Origin of the sequence: Gordonia zhaorongruii, from assembly GCF_007559005.1 — a bacterium.
Taxonomy (GTDB): domain Bacteria; phylum Actinomycetota; class Actinomycetes; order Mycobacteriales; family Mycobacteriaceae; genus Gordonia; species Gordonia zhaorongruii.
In genome coordinates this window covers 1452365-1469457 of record NZ_CP041763.1, presented here as the reverse complement: position 1 = coordinate 1469457, position 17093 = coordinate 1452365, and the positions used below count along the sequence as shown (strand labels likewise).

The 17093-nt window shown below is 67.4% G+C and carries 15 protein-coding genes; 2 read left to right on the top strand and 13 right to left on the bottom strand.

Annotated elements, in window-relative coordinates; all coding sequences use genetic code 11:
- Together FO044_RS06810 and aspS are read right to left on the bottom strand one after the other, a co-directional pair.
- Nucleotides 1-1143, bottom strand: a complete 1143-nt coding sequence (locus FO044_RS06810; RefSeq protein WP_132993485.1) for a phosphotransferase — start codon at nucleotides 1141-1143, stop codon at nucleotides 1-3.
- A gap of 8 nt (nucleotides 1144-1151) precedes the next feature.
- A complete protein-coding gene (gene aspS, locus FO044_RS06805; protein WP_143965461.1) occupies nucleotides 1152-2978 on the bottom strand; it encodes an aspartate--tRNA ligase in 1827 nt (608 codons plus the stop codon).
- A gap of 130 nt (nucleotides 2979-3108) precedes the next feature.
- Here aspS and ypfJ point away from each other — a divergent pair, with 130 nt between their 5' ends.
- On the top strand, nucleotides 3109-3960 hold the full coding sequence (gene ypfJ, locus FO044_RS06800; protein WP_132993487.1) for a KPN_02809 family neutral zinc metallopeptidase: 852 nt from the start codon (nucleotides 3109-3111) through the stop codon (nucleotides 3958-3960).
- A gap of 1 nt (nucleotide 3961) precedes the next feature.
- On the opposite strand, the gene hisS is transcribed toward ypfJ, so the two are convergent.
- Complete coding sequence (gene hisS / locus FO044_RS06795; protein WP_132993488.1) at nucleotides 3962-5227, bottom strand: histidine--tRNA ligase; 1266 nt, start codon at nucleotides 5225-5227, stop codon at nucleotides 3962-3964.
- On the bottom strand, nucleotides 5224-5925 hold the full coding sequence (locus FO044_RS06790) for an MBL fold metallo-hydrolase (RefSeq protein ID WP_132993803.1): 702 nt from the start codon (nucleotides 5923-5925) through the stop codon (nucleotides 5224-5226). The genes hisS and FO044_RS06790 overlap by 4 nt, the downstream gene beginning before the upstream one ends.
- A gap of 197 nt (nucleotides 5926-6122) precedes the next feature.
- Between FO044_RS06790 and FO044_RS06785 the strand changes: the two genes are divergently transcribed.
- A complete protein-coding gene (locus FO044_RS06785; RefSeq protein ID WP_132993489.1) occupies nucleotides 6123-7061 on the top strand; it encodes a peptidylprolyl isomerase in 939 nt (312 codons plus the stop codon).
- Between the two features lie 16 nt (nucleotides 7062-7077).
- Here the strand turns inward: FO044_RS06785 and FO044_RS06780 are convergent, their stop codons facing one another.
- From FO044_RS06780 to ruvC, 9 genes are all read right to left on the bottom strand, one after another.
- The gene (locus FO044_RS06780) at nucleotides 7078-9384 is read right to left on the bottom strand and encodes a RelA/SpoT family protein (protein ID WP_132993490.1); all 2307 of its coding nucleotides are present in this window, start codon (nucleotides 9382-9384) and stop codon (nucleotides 7078-7080) included.
- A 13-nt stretch (nucleotides 9385-9397) separates the two neighbouring features.
- The gene (locus FO044_RS06775; protein ID WP_132993491.1) at nucleotides 9398-9979 is read right to left on the bottom strand and encodes an adenine phosphoribosyltransferase; all 582 of its coding nucleotides are present in this window, start codon (nucleotides 9977-9979) and stop codon (nucleotides 9398-9400) included.
- Complete coding sequence (locus FO044_RS06770) at nucleotides 9961-11658, bottom strand: ABC transporter substrate-binding protein (protein WP_132993492.1); 1698 nt, start codon at nucleotides 11656-11658, stop codon at nucleotides 9961-9963. The genes FO044_RS06775 and FO044_RS06770 overlap by 19 nt, the downstream gene beginning before the upstream one ends.
- Nucleotides 11655-12698, bottom strand: coding sequence for a protein translocase subunit SecF (secF, locus tag FO044_RS06765; protein ID WP_132993493.1), 1044 nt, complete (start codon nucleotides 12696-12698; stop codon nucleotides 11655-11657). Before secF ends, FO044_RS06770 begins: the two co-directional genes overlap by 4 nt.
- Entirely contained in the window at nucleotides 12695-14374 is a 1680-nt protein-coding gene (gene secD, locus FO044_RS06760; RefSeq protein WP_143965460.1) for a protein translocase subunit SecD, read from the bottom strand. The genes secF and secD overlap by 4 nt, the downstream gene beginning before the upstream one ends.
- Nucleotides 14375-14385: 11 nt before the next feature.
- Nucleotides 14386-14751 (bottom strand): preprotein translocase subunit YajC, encoded by a 366-nt coding sequence (yajC, locus tag FO044_RS06755; RefSeq protein WP_132993495.1) that lies wholly within the window; start codon nucleotides 14749-14751, stop codon nucleotides 14386-14388.
- Nucleotides 14752-14846: 95 nt separating this feature from the next.
- Nucleotides 14847-15908 (bottom strand): Holliday junction branch migration DNA helicase RuvB, encoded by a 1062-nt coding sequence (gene ruvB / locus FO044_RS06750; protein WP_132993496.1) that lies wholly within the window; start codon nucleotides 15906-15908, stop codon nucleotides 14847-14849.
- Entirely contained in the window at nucleotides 15905-16498 is a 594-nt protein-coding gene (ruvA, locus tag FO044_RS06745; protein WP_132993497.1) for a Holliday junction branch migration protein RuvA, read from the bottom strand. Before ruvA ends, ruvB begins: the two co-directional genes overlap by 4 nt.
- Complete coding sequence (ruvC, locus tag FO044_RS06740; RefSeq protein WP_186290593.1) at nucleotides 16495-17091, bottom strand: crossover junction endodeoxyribonuclease RuvC; 597 nt, start codon at nucleotides 17089-17091, stop codon at nucleotides 16495-16497. The genes ruvA and ruvC overlap by 4 nt, the downstream gene beginning before the upstream one ends.
- Between the last annotated feature and the right edge of the window lie 2 nt (nucleotides 17092-17093).

Sequence of the window (17093 nt, the reverse complement as noted above, 5' to 3'; positions counted from 1 at the left end):
TCACTCGAACCAGAGCCGCTGCAGGGCCCGTCGGATATCGCGTGCCGCTCCGCCGAGGACGTCGCCGGTCGCGGTGCCGGGCGCCGTCTCGGCCAATTCCGACCAGCGCATGGTCACAAGGCGCGGATCGGAGGTGTGCAGTGCCCAGTCGTGACCCGAGGTCTCCGATTCGAGCATCCAGTACAACCCCAGCCACACCCACAACGTGCGGGCCTCGGCGAGCCGACCGTCGAGGGTCAGGTCGTCGGCGAGGCCCGGCCAGAGCGGTAGGACCTCGGCCCGCCACGCATCGACGAGCGCTCGCTCCAATTCGACGCGCTGCTCGGCGCCCTGTTGGGAGAGCGTCGCCGGGAACGTCACGAGCGCGTAGGCGACGTCGAGGGTCGCGTCGCGGAACGAACCCCACTCGTAATCCATGAACTGGACACCGTCGTCGTTGAGCAGAATGTTCTCCGGCCCGACGTCCGACGGGCTGAACGCCCGGAACCGCCCTTCGCCGAAGAGCTCCAGTCCGCGTTCGAGTACCTCGCGGAAGTCCTGCGACAGTTCGACACCGAGTTCGGCGGCTACCTCGTCGGCCCGGCGAACCGACCCGGCTGCATCGCCTGCGATCCCGGAGTTGGCCCCCACGTCCGGTCTGCGGCCGCCCTTGGGGCCGCTGACGCGGAGCAGCGTCCGGAAATCGTCCTCGCCGCCGTACGTCGCCGCGTGCATGCGGCCGAGAGCCTGCCCCCACGCGCTGACACAGCGCCGCACCTCATCGACGTCGGCCGATCCGAGCAACTCGGTCATCGGCCGTCCGTGTCCGAGGTCGGTGAGGACCAGGATCTGGGAGTCCAGATCGGAAGCCAGTAGCTGCGGCCCGGGGCGCGACGCCGTCGGCAGCGCCGTCGCGTACCGGTAGGACGCGATCTCCCGCAGCACCTGGTCGGGATCGGAGTTCTCGTCGAACGCCTTCACCACCAGGCTGCGGTCGGGCGACAGCGGATTCTCGACCACGCGGACCCTCAGCACGGTACTGCGTCCCGAGCCGCCCAGGTCTTCCGGTTCATCGATCCGGACCGGCGATCCCGCTCGCCGCGACAGAGTCTCCTGCGCGGTGCAGAGCACGGAGTCGATCCGATCGTGTGCCACAACGGTCATTACGTCACTCAGGCTGTCGCCTGCCCCTCCTGCCCCGCCTCGGGGTCCTGCTCTCCTGCGGGCTTCGCCTGCGGAGCCTTCGGCTTCGCATCGATTCCCGACTCCTTGCGCTGCTGCGCCGTGATCGGTGCCGGCGCATCGGTCAGCGGATCGACACCACCGCCCGACTTCGGGAACGCGATGACCTCACGGATCGACGACTCGCCGGCCAGCAGCGCGGTGATGCGATCCCATCCGAATGCGATGCCGCCGTGCGGGGGCGCACCGTATGCGAAGGCGTCGAGCAGGAAGCCGAACTTCTCCTGCGCCTCTTCCTCGCCGATCCCCATGATCGCGAAGACGCGCTCCTGGATGTCGCGACGATGGATGCGGATCGAACCGCCGCCGATCTCGTTGCCGTTGCACACGATGTCGTAGGCGTACGCGACTGCGGAACCGGGATCCTCCTCGAGGTTGTCGAGGCACTCGGGCTTCGGGGAGGTGAAGGCGTGATGCACAGCCGTCCAGGCACCGGAGCCGACCGCGACGTCGCCTGCTGCGGTCGCGTCGTCGGCAGGCTCGAACATCGGAGCGTCGACGACCCAGGTGAAGGCCCAGTCGTCCGGCTTGATCAGGCCGAGTTTGTCGGCGATCTCGCCACGGGCCGCACCGAGCAGTGCGCGGGTGGTCTTCGCGGAACCCGCGCCGAAGAAGACGCAGTCACCCGGCTCGGCTCCGACGTGCGCGGCCAGTCCGTCGCGCTCCGCGTCGGACAGGTTCTTGGCGACCGGCCCGCCGAGCGTGCCGTCCTCCTGAACCAGGACGTACGCGAGGCCCTTGGCGCCGCGCTGCTTCGCCCATTCCTGCCACGCGTCGAGCTGGCGGCGCGGCTGGGATGCCCCGCCCTCCATGACGACGGCGCCCACGTACGGAGCCTGGAACACCCGGAACGGCGTGTCCTTGAAGTAGTCGGCGCATTCGACGATCTCGATGTCGAATCGCAGGTCCGGCTTGTCGCTGCCGTACCGGCGCATGGCATCCGCATAGGTGATGCGCGGAATCGGTGCGGTGATGTCGTGGCCGATCAGCTTCCACAGCGCGACGAGGATCTCCTCCGCGAGGGCGATCACGTCGTCCTCGTCGACGAAGCTCATCTCGATGTCGAGCTGGGTGAACTCCGGCTGGCGATCGGCGCGGAAATCCTCATCGCGGTAGCAGCGGGCGATCTGGTAGTACCGCTCCATCCCGGAGACCATCAGCAGTTGCTTGAACAGCTGCGGGCTCTGCGGCAGCGCGTAGAAGCTGCCCGGCTGCAGGCGGGCGGGAACGAGGAAGTCGCGTGCGCCCTCCGGCGTCGACCGCGTCAGGGTCGGTGTCTCGATCTCCACGAAGTCGTGATCGCCGAGCACCGCGCGGGCCGACGCGCTCACCTGGGAGCGGAGGCGGAGCGCACGGGACGGCCCCTCTCGACGCAGGTCGAGGTAGCGGTGCGCGAGGCGTGCTTCCTCACCGGGCTGCTCATCGAGCTGGAACGGCAGGGGCGCCGACTCGTTGAGCACGACCAGCTCACGTGCGTTGAGCTCGATGTCGCCCGACGCCAGCGCCGCGTTCTCGCTGCCCTCCGGCCGTGTCTCCACCTCACCGGTCACCTGGACGCAGAACTCCGCCCGGAGCCGGTGGGCTGCGGTCGCGACCTGCTCGTCCCGGAAGACGACCTGAACCAGACCCGACGAGTCACGGAGATCGATGAAGACGACTCCGCCGTGGTCGCGGCGACGTGCCACCCAACCGGCCACGGTGACAGTCTGCGAGGCGTTCTCGCGGCGCAACGAGCCAGCGAAATGCGTGCGGAGCACTGGGTTCCTTCCCTATAAGGACTAGATCTTCACCCGAGAGTCTACGGACCGGCACCGACATCGCGACACCAGGTTCTCCCCCGACCCCGATGCTGCTCCAAGCGCGGTGATCGCCCGATAATCTGACCCCATGACATTTCAGGGAAGCGGTCCGCTCAGCGGTGGCAACGTCTCGGCCGGCGGCGGTGGAGGCGGCGGCGGGCGCATCGCGATGGGCGGCGGGCTCGGTCTGGTGGTGACCGTCGTCGCCCTCCTGTTCGGAGTCAACCCGGGTGACCTCATGGGCGGCGGCACCTCGAGCACCCAGGCGAGCAGCGGCACCAACGCCGAACTCCAGCAGCACATCGACTCGTGCACCGTCGAGATGGCGAACACCGACGACGTGTGCCGGATCGTGGCCACGGCGATCAGCCTGAACGAGGTGTGGTCCACCGAGATGGACGGGTACACCGAGCCCGCGGTGCGCATCTTCAGCGGCGGTATCGACACCGGCTGCGGCGCCGCGTCTTCGGACATGGGCCCGTTCTACTGCCCGGCTGATCAGACCGCCTACTTCGATCCGTCGTTCTTCGCCCAGCTCAAGCAGATGGGCGGATCCGACGGCCCGCTCGCCCAGGAGTACGTCGTCGCACACGAATTCGGCCACCACGTCGAGAATCTGACCGGCGTACTCGCGAAGGGACAGCGGATGGGCAACGACGGCTCCCGTCGCATCGAACTTCAGGCCGACTGTCTCGCAGGCGTGTGGGCCAACAAGGCCGACGACGGCCCGGACGCCATGCTCGCCCCGCTGACCGACGATCAGATCGCGACGGTCATCCAGTCGGCCCGCGCCATCGGCGACGACACCATCCAGGGCTCGAACTCGAATCCCGAGGGCTGGACGCACGGCTCGGCCGTCCAACGCCAGCGCTGGTTCACCATCGGCTACGAATCCGGACAGCCGCGCCGATGCGACACCTTCGCCACGAACGACCTGTGACTCAGACCAGACGCGAGGCGACCTGGGCCAGTACGTCGTCGAGCGAGACCTTCTCCTGCTCGCCGTTGGACAGGTCCTTGACCTCGATGGTGCGGCCTTCGAGCTCTCGCTCTCCGAGAACCAGTGCCAACCGGGCACCCGAGCGATCGGCGGCCTTCATCGCCCCCTTGAGTCCGCGGTCGCCGTACGCGAGATCCACTCGCACGCCCGCGTCGCGCAGCAACCCCGCGACCGCGACCATCTCCTCTTTCGCGGCAGCCCCGAGCGGGACACCGAACACGTCGACCCGCCCCTGGCCGGCCACCGAGACTCCCTCGGCCTGCAATGCGAGGATCGTTCGGTCGACGCCGATGCCGAAGCCGATTCCCGACAGCTCCTGTTTGCCGCCGATCTGACGCATCAACCCGTCGTACCGGCCGCCGCCGCCGATGCCCGACTGAGCGCCGAGACCGTCGTGCACGAACTCGAACGTCGTCTTCGTGTAATAGTCGAGCCCGCGAACGAGACGCGGATTGATCTCGTACCGGACTCCGAGACGGTCGAGGTGACGACGCACCTCGGCGAAGTGCTCGCGTGCAGAGTCGCTCAGGTGGTCGAGCATGAGCGGTGCGCCTGCGGTCATCTCCCGGATCTCCGGACGCTTATCGTCCAGGACTCGCAGCGGGTTGATCCGGGCGCGGTCGGCCGTCGCCTCGTCCAGATCGAGACCGAGGAGGTACTGCTGCAGCGTCTCGCGGTACTGCGGTCGGCAGGTGTCGTCGCCGAGGGAGGTCAGGTCCAGCCGGTATCCGGACAAGCCGAGCCGTCGGTAGCCTTCATCGGCGATGGCGATGACCTCGGCGTCCAGCGCCGGATCGTCGACGCCGATCGCCTCGACTCCGACCTGCTGCAGCTGCCGGTACCGCCCGGCCTGAGGTCGCTCGTACCGGAAGAACGGTCCCGAGTAGCTGAGTTTCACCGGAAGCTGTCCACGATCGAGACCGTGCTGGATGACGGCGCGCATGACGCCCGCCGTCCCCTCCGGACGCAGGGTCACCGATCGGTCGCCGCGGTCGGTGAAGGTGTACATCTCCTTGCTGACCACGTCGGTGGATTCGCCCACCCCGCGAGCGAACAGCGCCGTCTCCTCGAAGATCGGCAGCTCGATGTGCCCGTACCCCGCGCGGTGCGCTGCGTCGGTCAGCGTGTTGCGGACCTCGAGGAAATCCGCCGAGGCCGGCGGAAAGTAGTCCGGAATGCCCTTCGGCGCCGAGAAATCTCCATTCACAGTCCGAAACGTCCCTTCTTGTCGGCATCTGGCAGGTCGACGAGGAACGGGTTCGATGCGCGCTCGGCACCGATCGTCGTCTGGGGCCCGTGACCGGGCAGGATGACCAGATCATCATCGCGGGTGAGGAGTTTAGCCCCGATGGAGTCGAGGAGTTGCCGATGGCTGCCGCCAGGCAGGTCCGTGCGGCCGATGGATCCGTTGAACAGCACGTCCCCGGCGAAGCACACGGCCGTACCGGAGTCGCCTACGGGAGCGTCCGGCGTGAGCAGCACGCTGCCCCGGGAATGCCCCGGGGCGTGGTCCACGCTCCACCGCATTCCGGCGACCTCCACGTCCTGCCCGTCGACGAACTCGATGACCTTCTCCGGTTCGTGGAACTCGGTGTCGCCGATCATCGTCGCCAATGCACTGCCCAGGCCCATTCCCGGGTCGGTCAGCATCGGCCGGTCGTCCGCGTGGATGTATGCGGGGATCGAGAACTCGTCGGCGAGCTCGGTCGCGTTCCAGGTGTGATCCAGGTGCCCGTGGGTGAGGAAGACCGCCACCGGGGTCAGCGAGAACTCGGCGAGCGCCTCGCGAACGCCCGGAGCGGCGTCCTGGCCCGGGTCGACGATGACCGCGTCACCGCCGGCATCGTCGGCCACGAGGTAGCAGTTGGTCTGGAACATTCCCGCAGCGAATCCGGCGATGATCACTGGCACGACCTTTCTTCCGAGTCTGTTCGGGCGGAGCGCTCCGCGGAGTCGTCGTCGCCCGAGAAAAAGGACGAACCGAACGTCGTGTGCGCACTGAACCCATTGTCTCATCGACCATTCAGGGCCCTGCGATAGCATGGGGCGGCCCCGCGGACAGACCCCGCGCGGATACCGCCCCTATAGGAGGTTCCACCAGCGTGTCCACAAACGAGGAGCGCCGCGAAGCAGCCCGCCGAAAGCTGGAAGACCGGCTCGAACACGAACGGCGCGCCGCCCGGCAGCGGACCCTGTCCGTCATCGCCGTAGCGGGCGTCTTCGTCCTCGCACTGGCGGCCGTCGGCGGATTCTTCTGGTACCGCTCGTGGGACAACAGCCGTCACACCGAGTGCACCTACGAAGATGCTCCGGTCGACTTCGCGAAGACCATTCAGCAGATCCAAGAGCAGCTCAAAGCTGCGCCCGCCGAGCAGAAGGCCGCAGGCGAGGCGCTCCTGAAGAGCCTGCAGGAGGGCGCCCCGAAGCAGCGCAGCTCACCGAAGCCGGAGAGCCGGACTCTCAACACTGGCACCGTGAACTTCGATCTCGCGACCAATAAGGGCGACGTGCCGATCGAGCTGGATCGCTCGAAGGCGGCGTGCAACGTGAATGCAATTGCCGCCCTTGCGAATAACGACTACTACAACGACACGAGTTGCCACCGTCTCAGCCAGTCGAAGACGCTGAGCATTCTGCAATGCGGTGACCCGACCCATACCGGCATGGGTGGTCCCGGATGGCACAGTCCGGACGAGAACCCGACCGGACTGAAAGAGGTTCCGATGGATCCGCGGATGGCTCAGCTCGGCATGAACGAACAAGCCGTCGTCTATCCGCGAGGCACCGTGGCGATCGCCAACAGCAACGACGCGCAACAGGGACGAGCCAACACCGGCAGTGCCCAGTTCTTCATCGTCACCAAGGACACCCAGCTCACGCCGACGCTGGCCGTGGTCGGCAAGGTGAGCGAAAAGGGCATGAAGGTCGTCGATGAGGTCGCCGAGGGCGGGATCGCACCGGCCCCGGGCAGCAGTCCGGAGGACGGCTACCCCAAGATTCCGCTCGAGATCAAGAAGGCGACCGCCGAGGACGCTGCCTGAGCCGCGTAACCCGGGTTCAGGATGAGGACGTGACGCGGTAGACGTCGTAGACGCCTTCCACGTTGCGGACCACGTTCAGGACGTGGCCGAGATGCTTGGGGTCGGCCATCTCGAAGGTGAAGCGGCTCACCGCGACTCGGTCGCGACTCGTCGACAGCGTGGCCGACAGCAGGTTGACCCGCTCGTCGGCGAGCACGCGGGTGACGTCCGACAGCAACCGGTGCCGGTCGAGCGCCTCCACCTGGATCGCCACCAGGAACACGGCGTTCGTGCTCTCCGCCCAGCTCACCGGGATCAGCCGATCGGGTTGACCACGTAGGTCGTCGGCGTTGGTGCAGTCCGCGCGGTGCACGCTGACCCCGCCGCCGCGGGTCACGAACCCGAGGATCTCGTCCCCCGGTACGGGCGTGCAGCACTTGGCGAGCTTGGCGAGGATGTTGTCGATCCCCTCCACGACGACTCCACTGTCGCCCATCGCCCGCGAGCGCGTGCCCTGCGTCGACGGAGTCGCCCGGTTGGCGATCTCATCCTCCGCGGCCTCCACGCCGCCGAGCAGCGCAACCAGCCGGTGGACCACACGTCCGGCAGGTACGTGCCCCTCGCCGACCGCGCTGTACAGCGTGTCCACGTCGTGGAATCCGAGTTCCTTCGATACCGCCGTGACCGATTCCGCGGACAGCAGCCGGTGCAGCGGCAGCCCCCCGCGACGGGTCTCCTTGGCGATCGCGTCCTTACCCGCTTCGAGAGCCTCCTCGCGCCGCTCCTTCGCGAACCACTGCCGGATCTTGGTCTTCGCCCGCGGGGAGACGACGAACCCCTCCCAGTCCTTGCTCGGACCCGCGGTCTCGGCCTTCGAGGTGAACACCTCGATGACCTCGCCGTTCTCCAACGGCCGCTCGAGCGCCACGAGCCGTCCGTTGACTCGTGCGCCGATGCACCGATGCCCCACCTCGGTGTGCACCGCGTACGCGAAGTCGACGGGCGTCGACCCGGCCGGCAGCGTGATCACGTCGCCCTTCGGGGTGAAGACGAAGATCTCCTTGACCGCCAGGTCGAAGCGCAGCGATTCGAGGAACTCCCCCGGGTCGGCCGCTTCGCGCTGCCAGTCGAGAAGCTGCCGCATCCACGCCATGTCGTCCACTTCGGCGACGTCGGTAGCCTTGCGTCCCTTGCCTTTTCGGCCTTCTTTATACCGCCAGTGAGCCGCGATGCCGAACTCCGCGGTGCGGTGCATCTCGAAGCTCCGGATCTGCACCTCGAGCGGCTTGCCCTCCGGGCCGATGACCGTGGTGTGCAGCGACTGGTACACACCGAAACTCGGCTGGGCGATGTAGTCCTTGAACCGCCCTGCCATCGGCTGCCACAGGGAGTGCACGACGCCGATCGCGGCGTAGCAGTCACGGATCTCATCGCAGAGGATCCGCATGCCCACCAGGTCGTGTATGTCGTCGAAGTCCTTGCCCCGCACGATCATCTTCTGATAGATCGACCAGTAGTGCTTCGGTCGGCCCTCGACCGTCGCCTGGATATGGGCCGCGCCGAGCGCATTGTTCAGATCGTTGCGCACCCGGGCGAGATAGGTATCCCGGCTCGGTGCGCGGTCGGCGACCAGACGGACGATCTCCTCGTACTTCTTCGGGTGCAGGATCGCGAACGCCAGGTCCTCCAACTCCCACTTCACCGTCGCCATTCCCAGACGGTGGGCCAGCGGGGCGATCACCTCGAGAGTCTCCCGCGCCTTGCGCGCCTGCTTCTCCGGCGGGAGGAAGCGCATGGTCCGCATGTTGTGCAGCCGATCGGCGACCTTGATGACCAGGACCCGCGGATCACGTGCCATCGCGATGATCATCTTGCGGATGGTCTCACCCTCGGCGGCGCTGCCGAGAGCCACCTTGTCGAGTTTGGTGACGCCGTCCACGAGATGCCCGACCTCGGCCCCGAAGTCCTTCTCGAGCTCGTCGAGCGTATATCCGGTGTCCTCGACCGTGTCGTGCAGGAGTGCGGCGATGAGAGTCGTCGTATCCATGCCCAGATCGGCCAGAATGGTTGCAACCGCAAGCGGATGGGTGATGTACGGATCACCGGACTTGCGGAACTGCCCCGCATGCCGTTCATCGGCGACGTCGTACGCCTGCTGCAGGACACCGACTTCCGCCTTGGGGAACACATCGCGGTGCAGGGTGACCAGCGGTTCCAGAACCGGGGCCACACTCCCCTTCGGAGCGGCCGTCATCCGGCGGGCCAGTCGGGCTCGCACACGCCGGGAACTCAGTGGCGCTGCGACGGCGTCCACGCTACGTCGTGCGGCATCGGGGTCGCTCATGGTGCGAGTCTAGTCAGCCGAGGCACAGATTGTGCACACGTACCGCACCGCCGGCCGCCTTCGCTATCGCCTCTCGGCCGGGGAATCCATCCAGCTCCATCACGACCGCCACATCGGAGACCGTCGCACCCACTTGCGACAGCAGCGCCAGGGTGGCGCCGATGGTGCCACCCGTCGCGAGTACGTCGTCGACGACGGCGACCCGCTTGCCGACGAAATCGATTCCCTGCGAGGGGATCTCGAGCCGGGCGGTACCGTACTCGAGCGCGTAGTCGACGCCGATGACCGGGGGCGGGAGCTTCCCTCCCTTGCGCACTGCGACAACTCCGACGCCCAGCTGATGCGCGATCGCACCACCCAGCAGGAATCCGCGAGCGTCGATTCCGGCGATGAGATCCGCGCCCTCGCAGCACTCGGCGAGCGCATCGGTGACCGCGTTCAACCCGTCCGCGGCGGCCAGTACCGGCGTCAGATCCTTGAACGCGATGCCCGGCTCAGGGAAGTCCGGCACCAGGCGCGCATGACGTTCGATCGCCGCACGCGCACGCTCGATCCGCGGAACGTCCGCCTGCGCTATCACGCGGTGCCGCCCCATCGGTCCATGTTCCATCCGGTACCCGACCGGCCGAGTCCCGGAACGGCATGAGTGACTGCGCCGGAAGCCTCCCGGCCGCGGACCGTGCCGTACAACGGGATCGTCGGCAACTCGTCCCATGCCGCCGTGTCGATGGTCCGCAGCAACGGCAGTCTGCCGCTGTCCCGGGACGAGGACGCGAGGTCGGCGATCGCTTCACGCACCGACCGGTTCGGGAAGTCCGACAGGTTGAGAGGATCGCCTGCGGACAGCGAGTAGGCGGACGGGAATCCACTCGCCGTGCCCGCGGCCGCGAACGTGTCCCCCGCCATGAGCACCGCGTCGGCCTTCTTGCCGAGCGAGGTGACGGAGAAGTCCGGCGTCGACACATCGCGCACCGAGACCCCAGCGCGCGCGCAGGTGTCCGCGATGGTCTTGACGACTGCGGCGTCGGCCTCGGATCCTGCCGGGTAGCCGATCCGGACCATCGGCTTGCGGTCGGTGTTCTCACGGTCTTCCAGCAGGTTGCGCGCACGGCCCAGATCCGATCGCGGATACCGGCGTCCGTACTGCACGTTCAACGATGGTCCGAGTGAGTCGGCGGGGGCGACGCTGCGCATGCTCCACACCACGCCGTTCGCTCCGTGTGCTCGTGCCAGCTCGTTGCGCGGCATGCAGGAGGCGAGCGCCTGTCGGACCTTGAGATCGGACACCGCACCCTTGCGGGAGAACACCAGGCTGGTGACCGACAGCGATGCCGGATCGCGCGCCGCCCCGCGGTCGGCACCGGGGGCCGGCGACTCACGTCCGGCCACCTTGTCGGCGGCCGCGAGGTCGTCCGAGTCCACGACGTCGACCACGCCGTCCTTCAGCGCCGTGTCGCCGTCGGTTCCTCGCGTCCAGATCGTCGCATCACCGAGCGTCGGCTCCTGGCCCCACCACTTGTCGTTGGAGACCAGCCGCAGCCCCTTCTCGGCGGTGAAGTCCCGTATCCGGTACGGACCCGCGGAGACGAACACCTTGGGATCGATCGCCTCGCCGGGCTTCATCGCGAAACCCGTGTTCCACGCCTTAGCGATCTTCGCGATCGCGGCACGATCGTTCGTGCGGATCGCGTTACCGACGTTCGAGACGCCCGCGAGACGTCCCACCACGTGCGCCGGGAGGAGCGTTCCCGCACCGAACAATCCGCGCCAGTTCTCGTAGGTCTTGCCCCGCTCGAACGTGACGGTCGCCGTCCGGGAGCCGGGGGCGCAGTCCACCGTCTTGATGTCCTGGTAGCCCGCGTTGCTCGCCGCGTCGAACTGACGGTGCTCCCCGCCGAGTGCGGTGGCCGCGAGCAGCAGGTCATCGCACGTCATCTTGTGACCGTCCGAGTAGACCGCGGCCGGATTGAACGCGTACTCCACGGTCTGCGGAGAGTCCTCCTGCAGTGTCGCCGAACCGATGTCGCGATCGGCGACGATCTGACCGTCCGGACCGATGAAAGAGAATCCCGGCAGGACCCGGGTCAACGCCATCAACGACCCGTTCGCGTAGCCGTCCGGGGTGTTCGCGTTGTAGGACGCCACCCGGGCATCGGTGAGGTAATCGATGCTCGAGTGCTCCTCTTCCTCGCCTCCGCACGCGACCATGACAGTGCCCGCGGCCGCGAGGGTAGCGGCGAGTGCTGCGACCCGGCGCAGCCGCGGGCCGATCATGCGGCGGCCCGTTCCCGTCGGGCCAGCACCTTCGCGGTGTGGCGTTTGATGTCGGCACGCCATTCCTTGAACGTGACCAGCAGCGGAGTGGCCAGGAAGACCGACGAGTAGGTGCCGACCACCACACCGACCAGCTGGATGAGCGCCAGATCCTTCAGCGTTCCGACGCCGAGCATCCACACCGCGATCACCATCAGCGCGATGATCGGCAGCACCGAGATGACGGTGGTGTTGATGGACCGCATCAGGGTCTGGTTGATCGCGAGGTTCGCCTGCTCGCCGTACGTGCGTCTGGACGTCGCGAGCACGGATCTGGTGTTCTCCTCGACCTTGTCGAACACCACCACCGTGTCGTACACCGAGAAGCCGAGGATGGTGAGCAGGCCGATCACCGTCGCCGGCGTGACCTCGAATCCGACGAGCGAGTACACACCGGCCGTGGCGACCACGTCGAAGAGCATGGAGACGAGGGCCGCAGCCGACATCTCCCGGTCGAATCTGATGGCGATGTAGATGAACACCGCTACCAGGAAGACGATCAACGCGATCACCATCTTGCGGGTGATCTCGGCACCCCAGGTGGAGCTCACGTCCGAACTACTGACGTCCGCGACCTTCAATTGCGGCGCGAACCTGTCGCCGAGCGCGTGTGACAGGTTGCCTGCCTCCGCTGGGGTCATCGTCTCGGTCCGCAGCTGGATGGTCGCCGACGACCCGGAACCGGCGACCTGAACCGCCTCGGGCTCCTTGCCGAAGGTGTCGGTGAACACCTCGCTCACCGACGAGGTGGTAACGCCTTCCGTCGCGGGCAGCGAGACCTGCGTGCCGCCTTCGAAGTCGATGCCGGGTGTGAAGCCCCGGAACACCATCGCCAGCACACAGACCAGCATTATCACGGCGGACGCGATGTACCACCCCTTCCGCTGGCCGACGATGTTGAACGCACCGGTACCCGTGTACAGGCGCTGCAGGAACGATTGGTTCTTCTCGGGGACGTAGTCTGCGTCCTCCCAGGTGGCCGTCGGCCGCTCTCGGGTCACAGCGAGTCCTCCCCAGTGGTGTCGGTCCCAGTCGTGTCGGTGCCGGTCGTGTCCCTGCCGGACCGTCCCGGCTCAGCGTCGGTGGCCCGGTCGGCCTCCCGGCCCTTCTTCCTCGCGGCCAGGCGTCGTCTGCGCGCCACCTCGGACACGGCCCCGAGGCCGTTGATGTTCGGTCGGGACATGAACTCGGTACGACTCGCCAGCACGACCATCGGATGCGTGACGAGGAAGACGATCATCACGTCGATGATGGTGGTCAGACCGAGGGTGAAGGCGAAGCCCTTCACCTGACCGACCGCCAGCACGTAGATGATCACCGCGGCCAGGAAGCTGACCGCGTTACCGGTCCAGACCGTGCGACGCGCGCTCTGCCAGCCACGATTGACCGCAGAGCGGAACGATCTGCCTTCGCGCATCTCGTCCTTTATTCGCTCGAAGTAGACGACGAACGAGTCGGCGGTCATGCCGATGCCGATCACCAGACCGGCGATGCCCGACAGGTCGAGGGTGAACCCGATCCATCGGCCGAGCAGGACGATCACGCCGTACACCATCGCCGACGCCAGGATGAGCGACAGGAAGGTGAGGAAGCCGAGCATCCGGTAGTACGCGAGCGCGTAGATCAGCACCGCCAGCAGACCGACCGCACCCGCGATCAAGCCCGCCTTCAGGGACGACAGACCGAGTGTCGCGGACACCGTCTGGGCGTCCGACATCGTGAACGACAACGGCAGCGAGCCGTACTGGAGGGCATTCGCCAACTCGGTCGCATCACTCTGCGTGAAATCACCGCTGATCTCGGTGGTCCCGATGATCGCCGAGTTGATCGTCGCGGCACTGACTACGCGCGAGTCCAGGACGGTTGCCGTGACCTTGCCGACGTTCTTACCGGTGTACTCGGCCCAGGTCTTCTGGCCATCGCCCTCGTAATCGACGGCGACGACCCACTGCCCGGCCTGGTTCTGCTGGGCCTTGGCCTCCTTGACGTCGGTGCCCTTGATGATCATGGGCTCGAGCAGATACGCCTGCCCGTCCTTCTCACCGCAGGTCACCAGGTACTGGTCCGGCTTGTCGTGCCCGACGAGCGGATCGTTGGCACCCGGAGCGCAGTTGAGCGTGCCCATCTGCTGACGCAGCTTGGCCAGCGTCGCCTGGTCGGCGTCCGCCGGGGCCTGACGTCGCTCCCGTTCCGCCTCGATCGCCTTCGCCTGCTCCTCCGGCGTCATGTCGACGATCTTCTTCTCGTTCGGATCCGGCTTCTGCGGCGTCGCAGGTGCGCTGTCGGCCACCGGGCGGATGTACAGGCGCGCGGTCTGTCCCAGCGATCGAGCCTGCTTGCCGTCGTCACCCGGAACCGTGATGACCAGCGTATTGCCGTTCACCACCACTTCGGAGCCGCCGACACCGAGCCCGTTCACTCGCTGCTCGATGATCTGCCGCGCCTGATCGAGTTGGGCCTTCTGGGGCGCCTGGCCATTGTCCGTGCGCGCGGTCAGCACGACGCGTGTGCCGCCCTGCAGGTCGATCCCGAGCTTCGGCTCCGCCTTGTGATCGCCGGTGGCGAACACCAGGGCGAAGATCGCGACCAGAACGGCGATGAAGCCCAGGAGCGGCGTCCACGGGGACGAGGTCCGCTGCGCTTCGCGACGCGCGGTGAGGGGATTGTTACTGCTCACGTTCGGTGGGCCTACTTCTCTTCAGGCTTCTCGTCGGCGTCGCCGCCGTCCGCACGATCATCCAGCGCCGCCGGACTGTCGGGGACCTCCTCAGCCGAATCGCTGCTCGCATCGGCCGAGATGGTCTCGCGGATCGCGAGACGGTTCCACTCGGTGACCACACCGGGCGCCACCTCGATGGTGACGACCTCGTCGTCCGATGCGTCGACGACGGTTCCGAAGAGCCCGGAGTGCAGCTGCACACGCGAACCGCTCACAACCGACTGCTGCATTTGCGCTGCGGCGTTGGCACGCTTCTTCTGGTTCCGGATACTCAGGAACATGAAGACGGCCATCGCCGCCAGCATCAGCGGGATGATCAGGGATGACGAATTCATGCGCTCCAGTGTGCCAGGCGAGTGCCTCGGCACGTATCCGGAGGTACCCGCGAGTCACGAAAGTGTCACGATGCTCACCGTGAATATCGGAGATCTCAGTCGAAAAGGGTGTCGTCCCGCGTCCGCACGCCGTGTACCTGTGTGATGGCGTCGGCAGGCGGCTGCAATCCCAGATGCTGCCACGCCGACGCCGTGGCGATCCGGCCACGCGGCGTGCGGGCGATCATGCCCGCCCGCACCAGGAACGGCTCGCACACCTCCTCGACGGTCGCAGCCTCCTCGCCGACGGCCACGGCGAGGGTCGACACACCGACCGGTCCCCCGCCGAATCCGCGGACGAGCGCTCCCAGGACTGCGCGGTCGAGTCGGTCCAGCCCGAGCTCGTCCACGTCGTACACGGCGAGCGCCGCTTGCGCCTCCTGTACGTCCACCCGTCCGTCACCCCGCACCTCGGCGTAGTCGCGCACTCGCCGCAGAAGCCGGTTCGCGATACGCGGGGTGCCACGCGAGCGACCCGCCACCTCCTCGGCCGCCTCCGGCGCGATGTCGATGTCCAGGATCTTGGCCGAGCGCTGCAAGACGTGCACCAACTCGCCCGGCTCGTAGAACTCCATGTGCGCGGTGAACCCGAAGCGGTCGCGCAGCGGCCCGGTGAGCGCGCCGGACCGGGTGGTGGCGCCGACCAATGTGAACGGCGCTACTTCGAGCGGGATCGACGTGGCGCCCGGCCCCTTGCCGACCACCACGTCCACGCGGAAGTCCTCCATCGCCAGGTACAGCATCTCCTCCGCCGGCCGGGCGATGCGGTGGATCTCGTCGATGAACAGCACATCCCCCTCGACGAGATTCGACAGCATCGCCGCGAGATCGCCTGCGCGTTCGAGCGCCGGGCCCGAGGTGACGCGCAGCGCCGCCCCCATCTCGCCCGCGATGATCATCGCCAGCGAGGTCTTGCCGAGACCGGGCGGGCCGGAGAGCAGAATGTGATCAGGTGTGCGCCCCCGGGCCCGGGCCGCGTGGAGCACCAGTTCGAGCTGCTCCCGGACCTTCGGCTGACCGATGAAGTCACCGAGACTCCCCGGACGCAGGCTCGCATCGAGCTCACGATCCGCGGGCACCGCGTTCGCGGTCAGATAATCATCGGAGGCGTCCGTCATCGCCGCGGCCCGAGTCCGGCGAGCGCGGTGCGCAACAGCGTCGCCGAATCAGCGTCCGGCAACCGCTCGAGGACCGCAGTGACCGCCTTATCGGCGGCGGCTTCGGTGAACCCGAGTCCGGTGAGCGCCTCGACGACCTCGGCCCCGACTCCACCGACGGGTGCACCGCTGGGGACGGTCCCGGCGGCGGTCGCGTCCACCTTGTCGCGCAGTTCCACGACCAGACGCTCGGCCACCCGCTTACCGATACCCGGTACCGCCGTGAGGGCTTTGGCGTCCGATCCGGCGAGTGCCCTGCGCAGACTCTCCGGTTCGAGTACCGCGAGCGTCGCCATGGCCAGCCGCGGTCCCACGCCGGTCACCGTCTGCAGCAGGCCGAACAGGTCGCGCGCCTCGGGATCGGTGAACCCGTACAGGGTCATCGAGTCCTCACGAACGATCATCGACGTCAGGAGACGGGTACGTCCACCGCGTGTCAGAGATCCGAGAGTGGGCGGCGTGGCCAGCACGCGATACCCGACTCCGGCGCACTCGACCACGCAGTGATCCAGTGCGATGTCGACGACCTCTCCCGATACGGATGCGATCACCGGACCACCTCTCGGCCCGCGGCCTGTGTGCGGGTCTCGTTCTCGGCGGCCTTCAGCCGGGCACGGTGCCGGTCCTGGGCGAGCTTGGCCTGCTTCGCGGCCGCCTCCATGCGCTCATTGACCGGTCCGCGCCAGCAGTGACAGATGGCCAGAGCAAGGGCGTCGGCGGCATCGGCCGGTTTCGGCGGCTTCTGCAACCCGAGGATCCGCGTCACCATCGCCGTGACCTGTGCCTTATCGGCCCGCCCGGACCCAGTCACCGCCGCCTTGACCTCGGACGGAGTATGGAACCGCACCGGGACTCCCCGCTGTGCCGCGGCGACCGCGATCACGCCCGCCGCCTGCGCGGTGCCCATCGCAGTACTCACCTGACGCTGGGCGAACACCCGTTCCACCGCGACCACATCGGGATTATGCGTGTCGAGCCAGTGCTGCGCCGCGTCGTGGATCGCCAGCAATCGCTCCGCCAGGTCCATGTCGGCAGGCGTTCGAACCACGTCGACGTCGAGTGCCGTCACGGTGCGACCGCTCCCCGACTCGACAAGTGCGACACCGCACCGGGTCAGGCCCGGGTCAACACCCATGACACGCACTG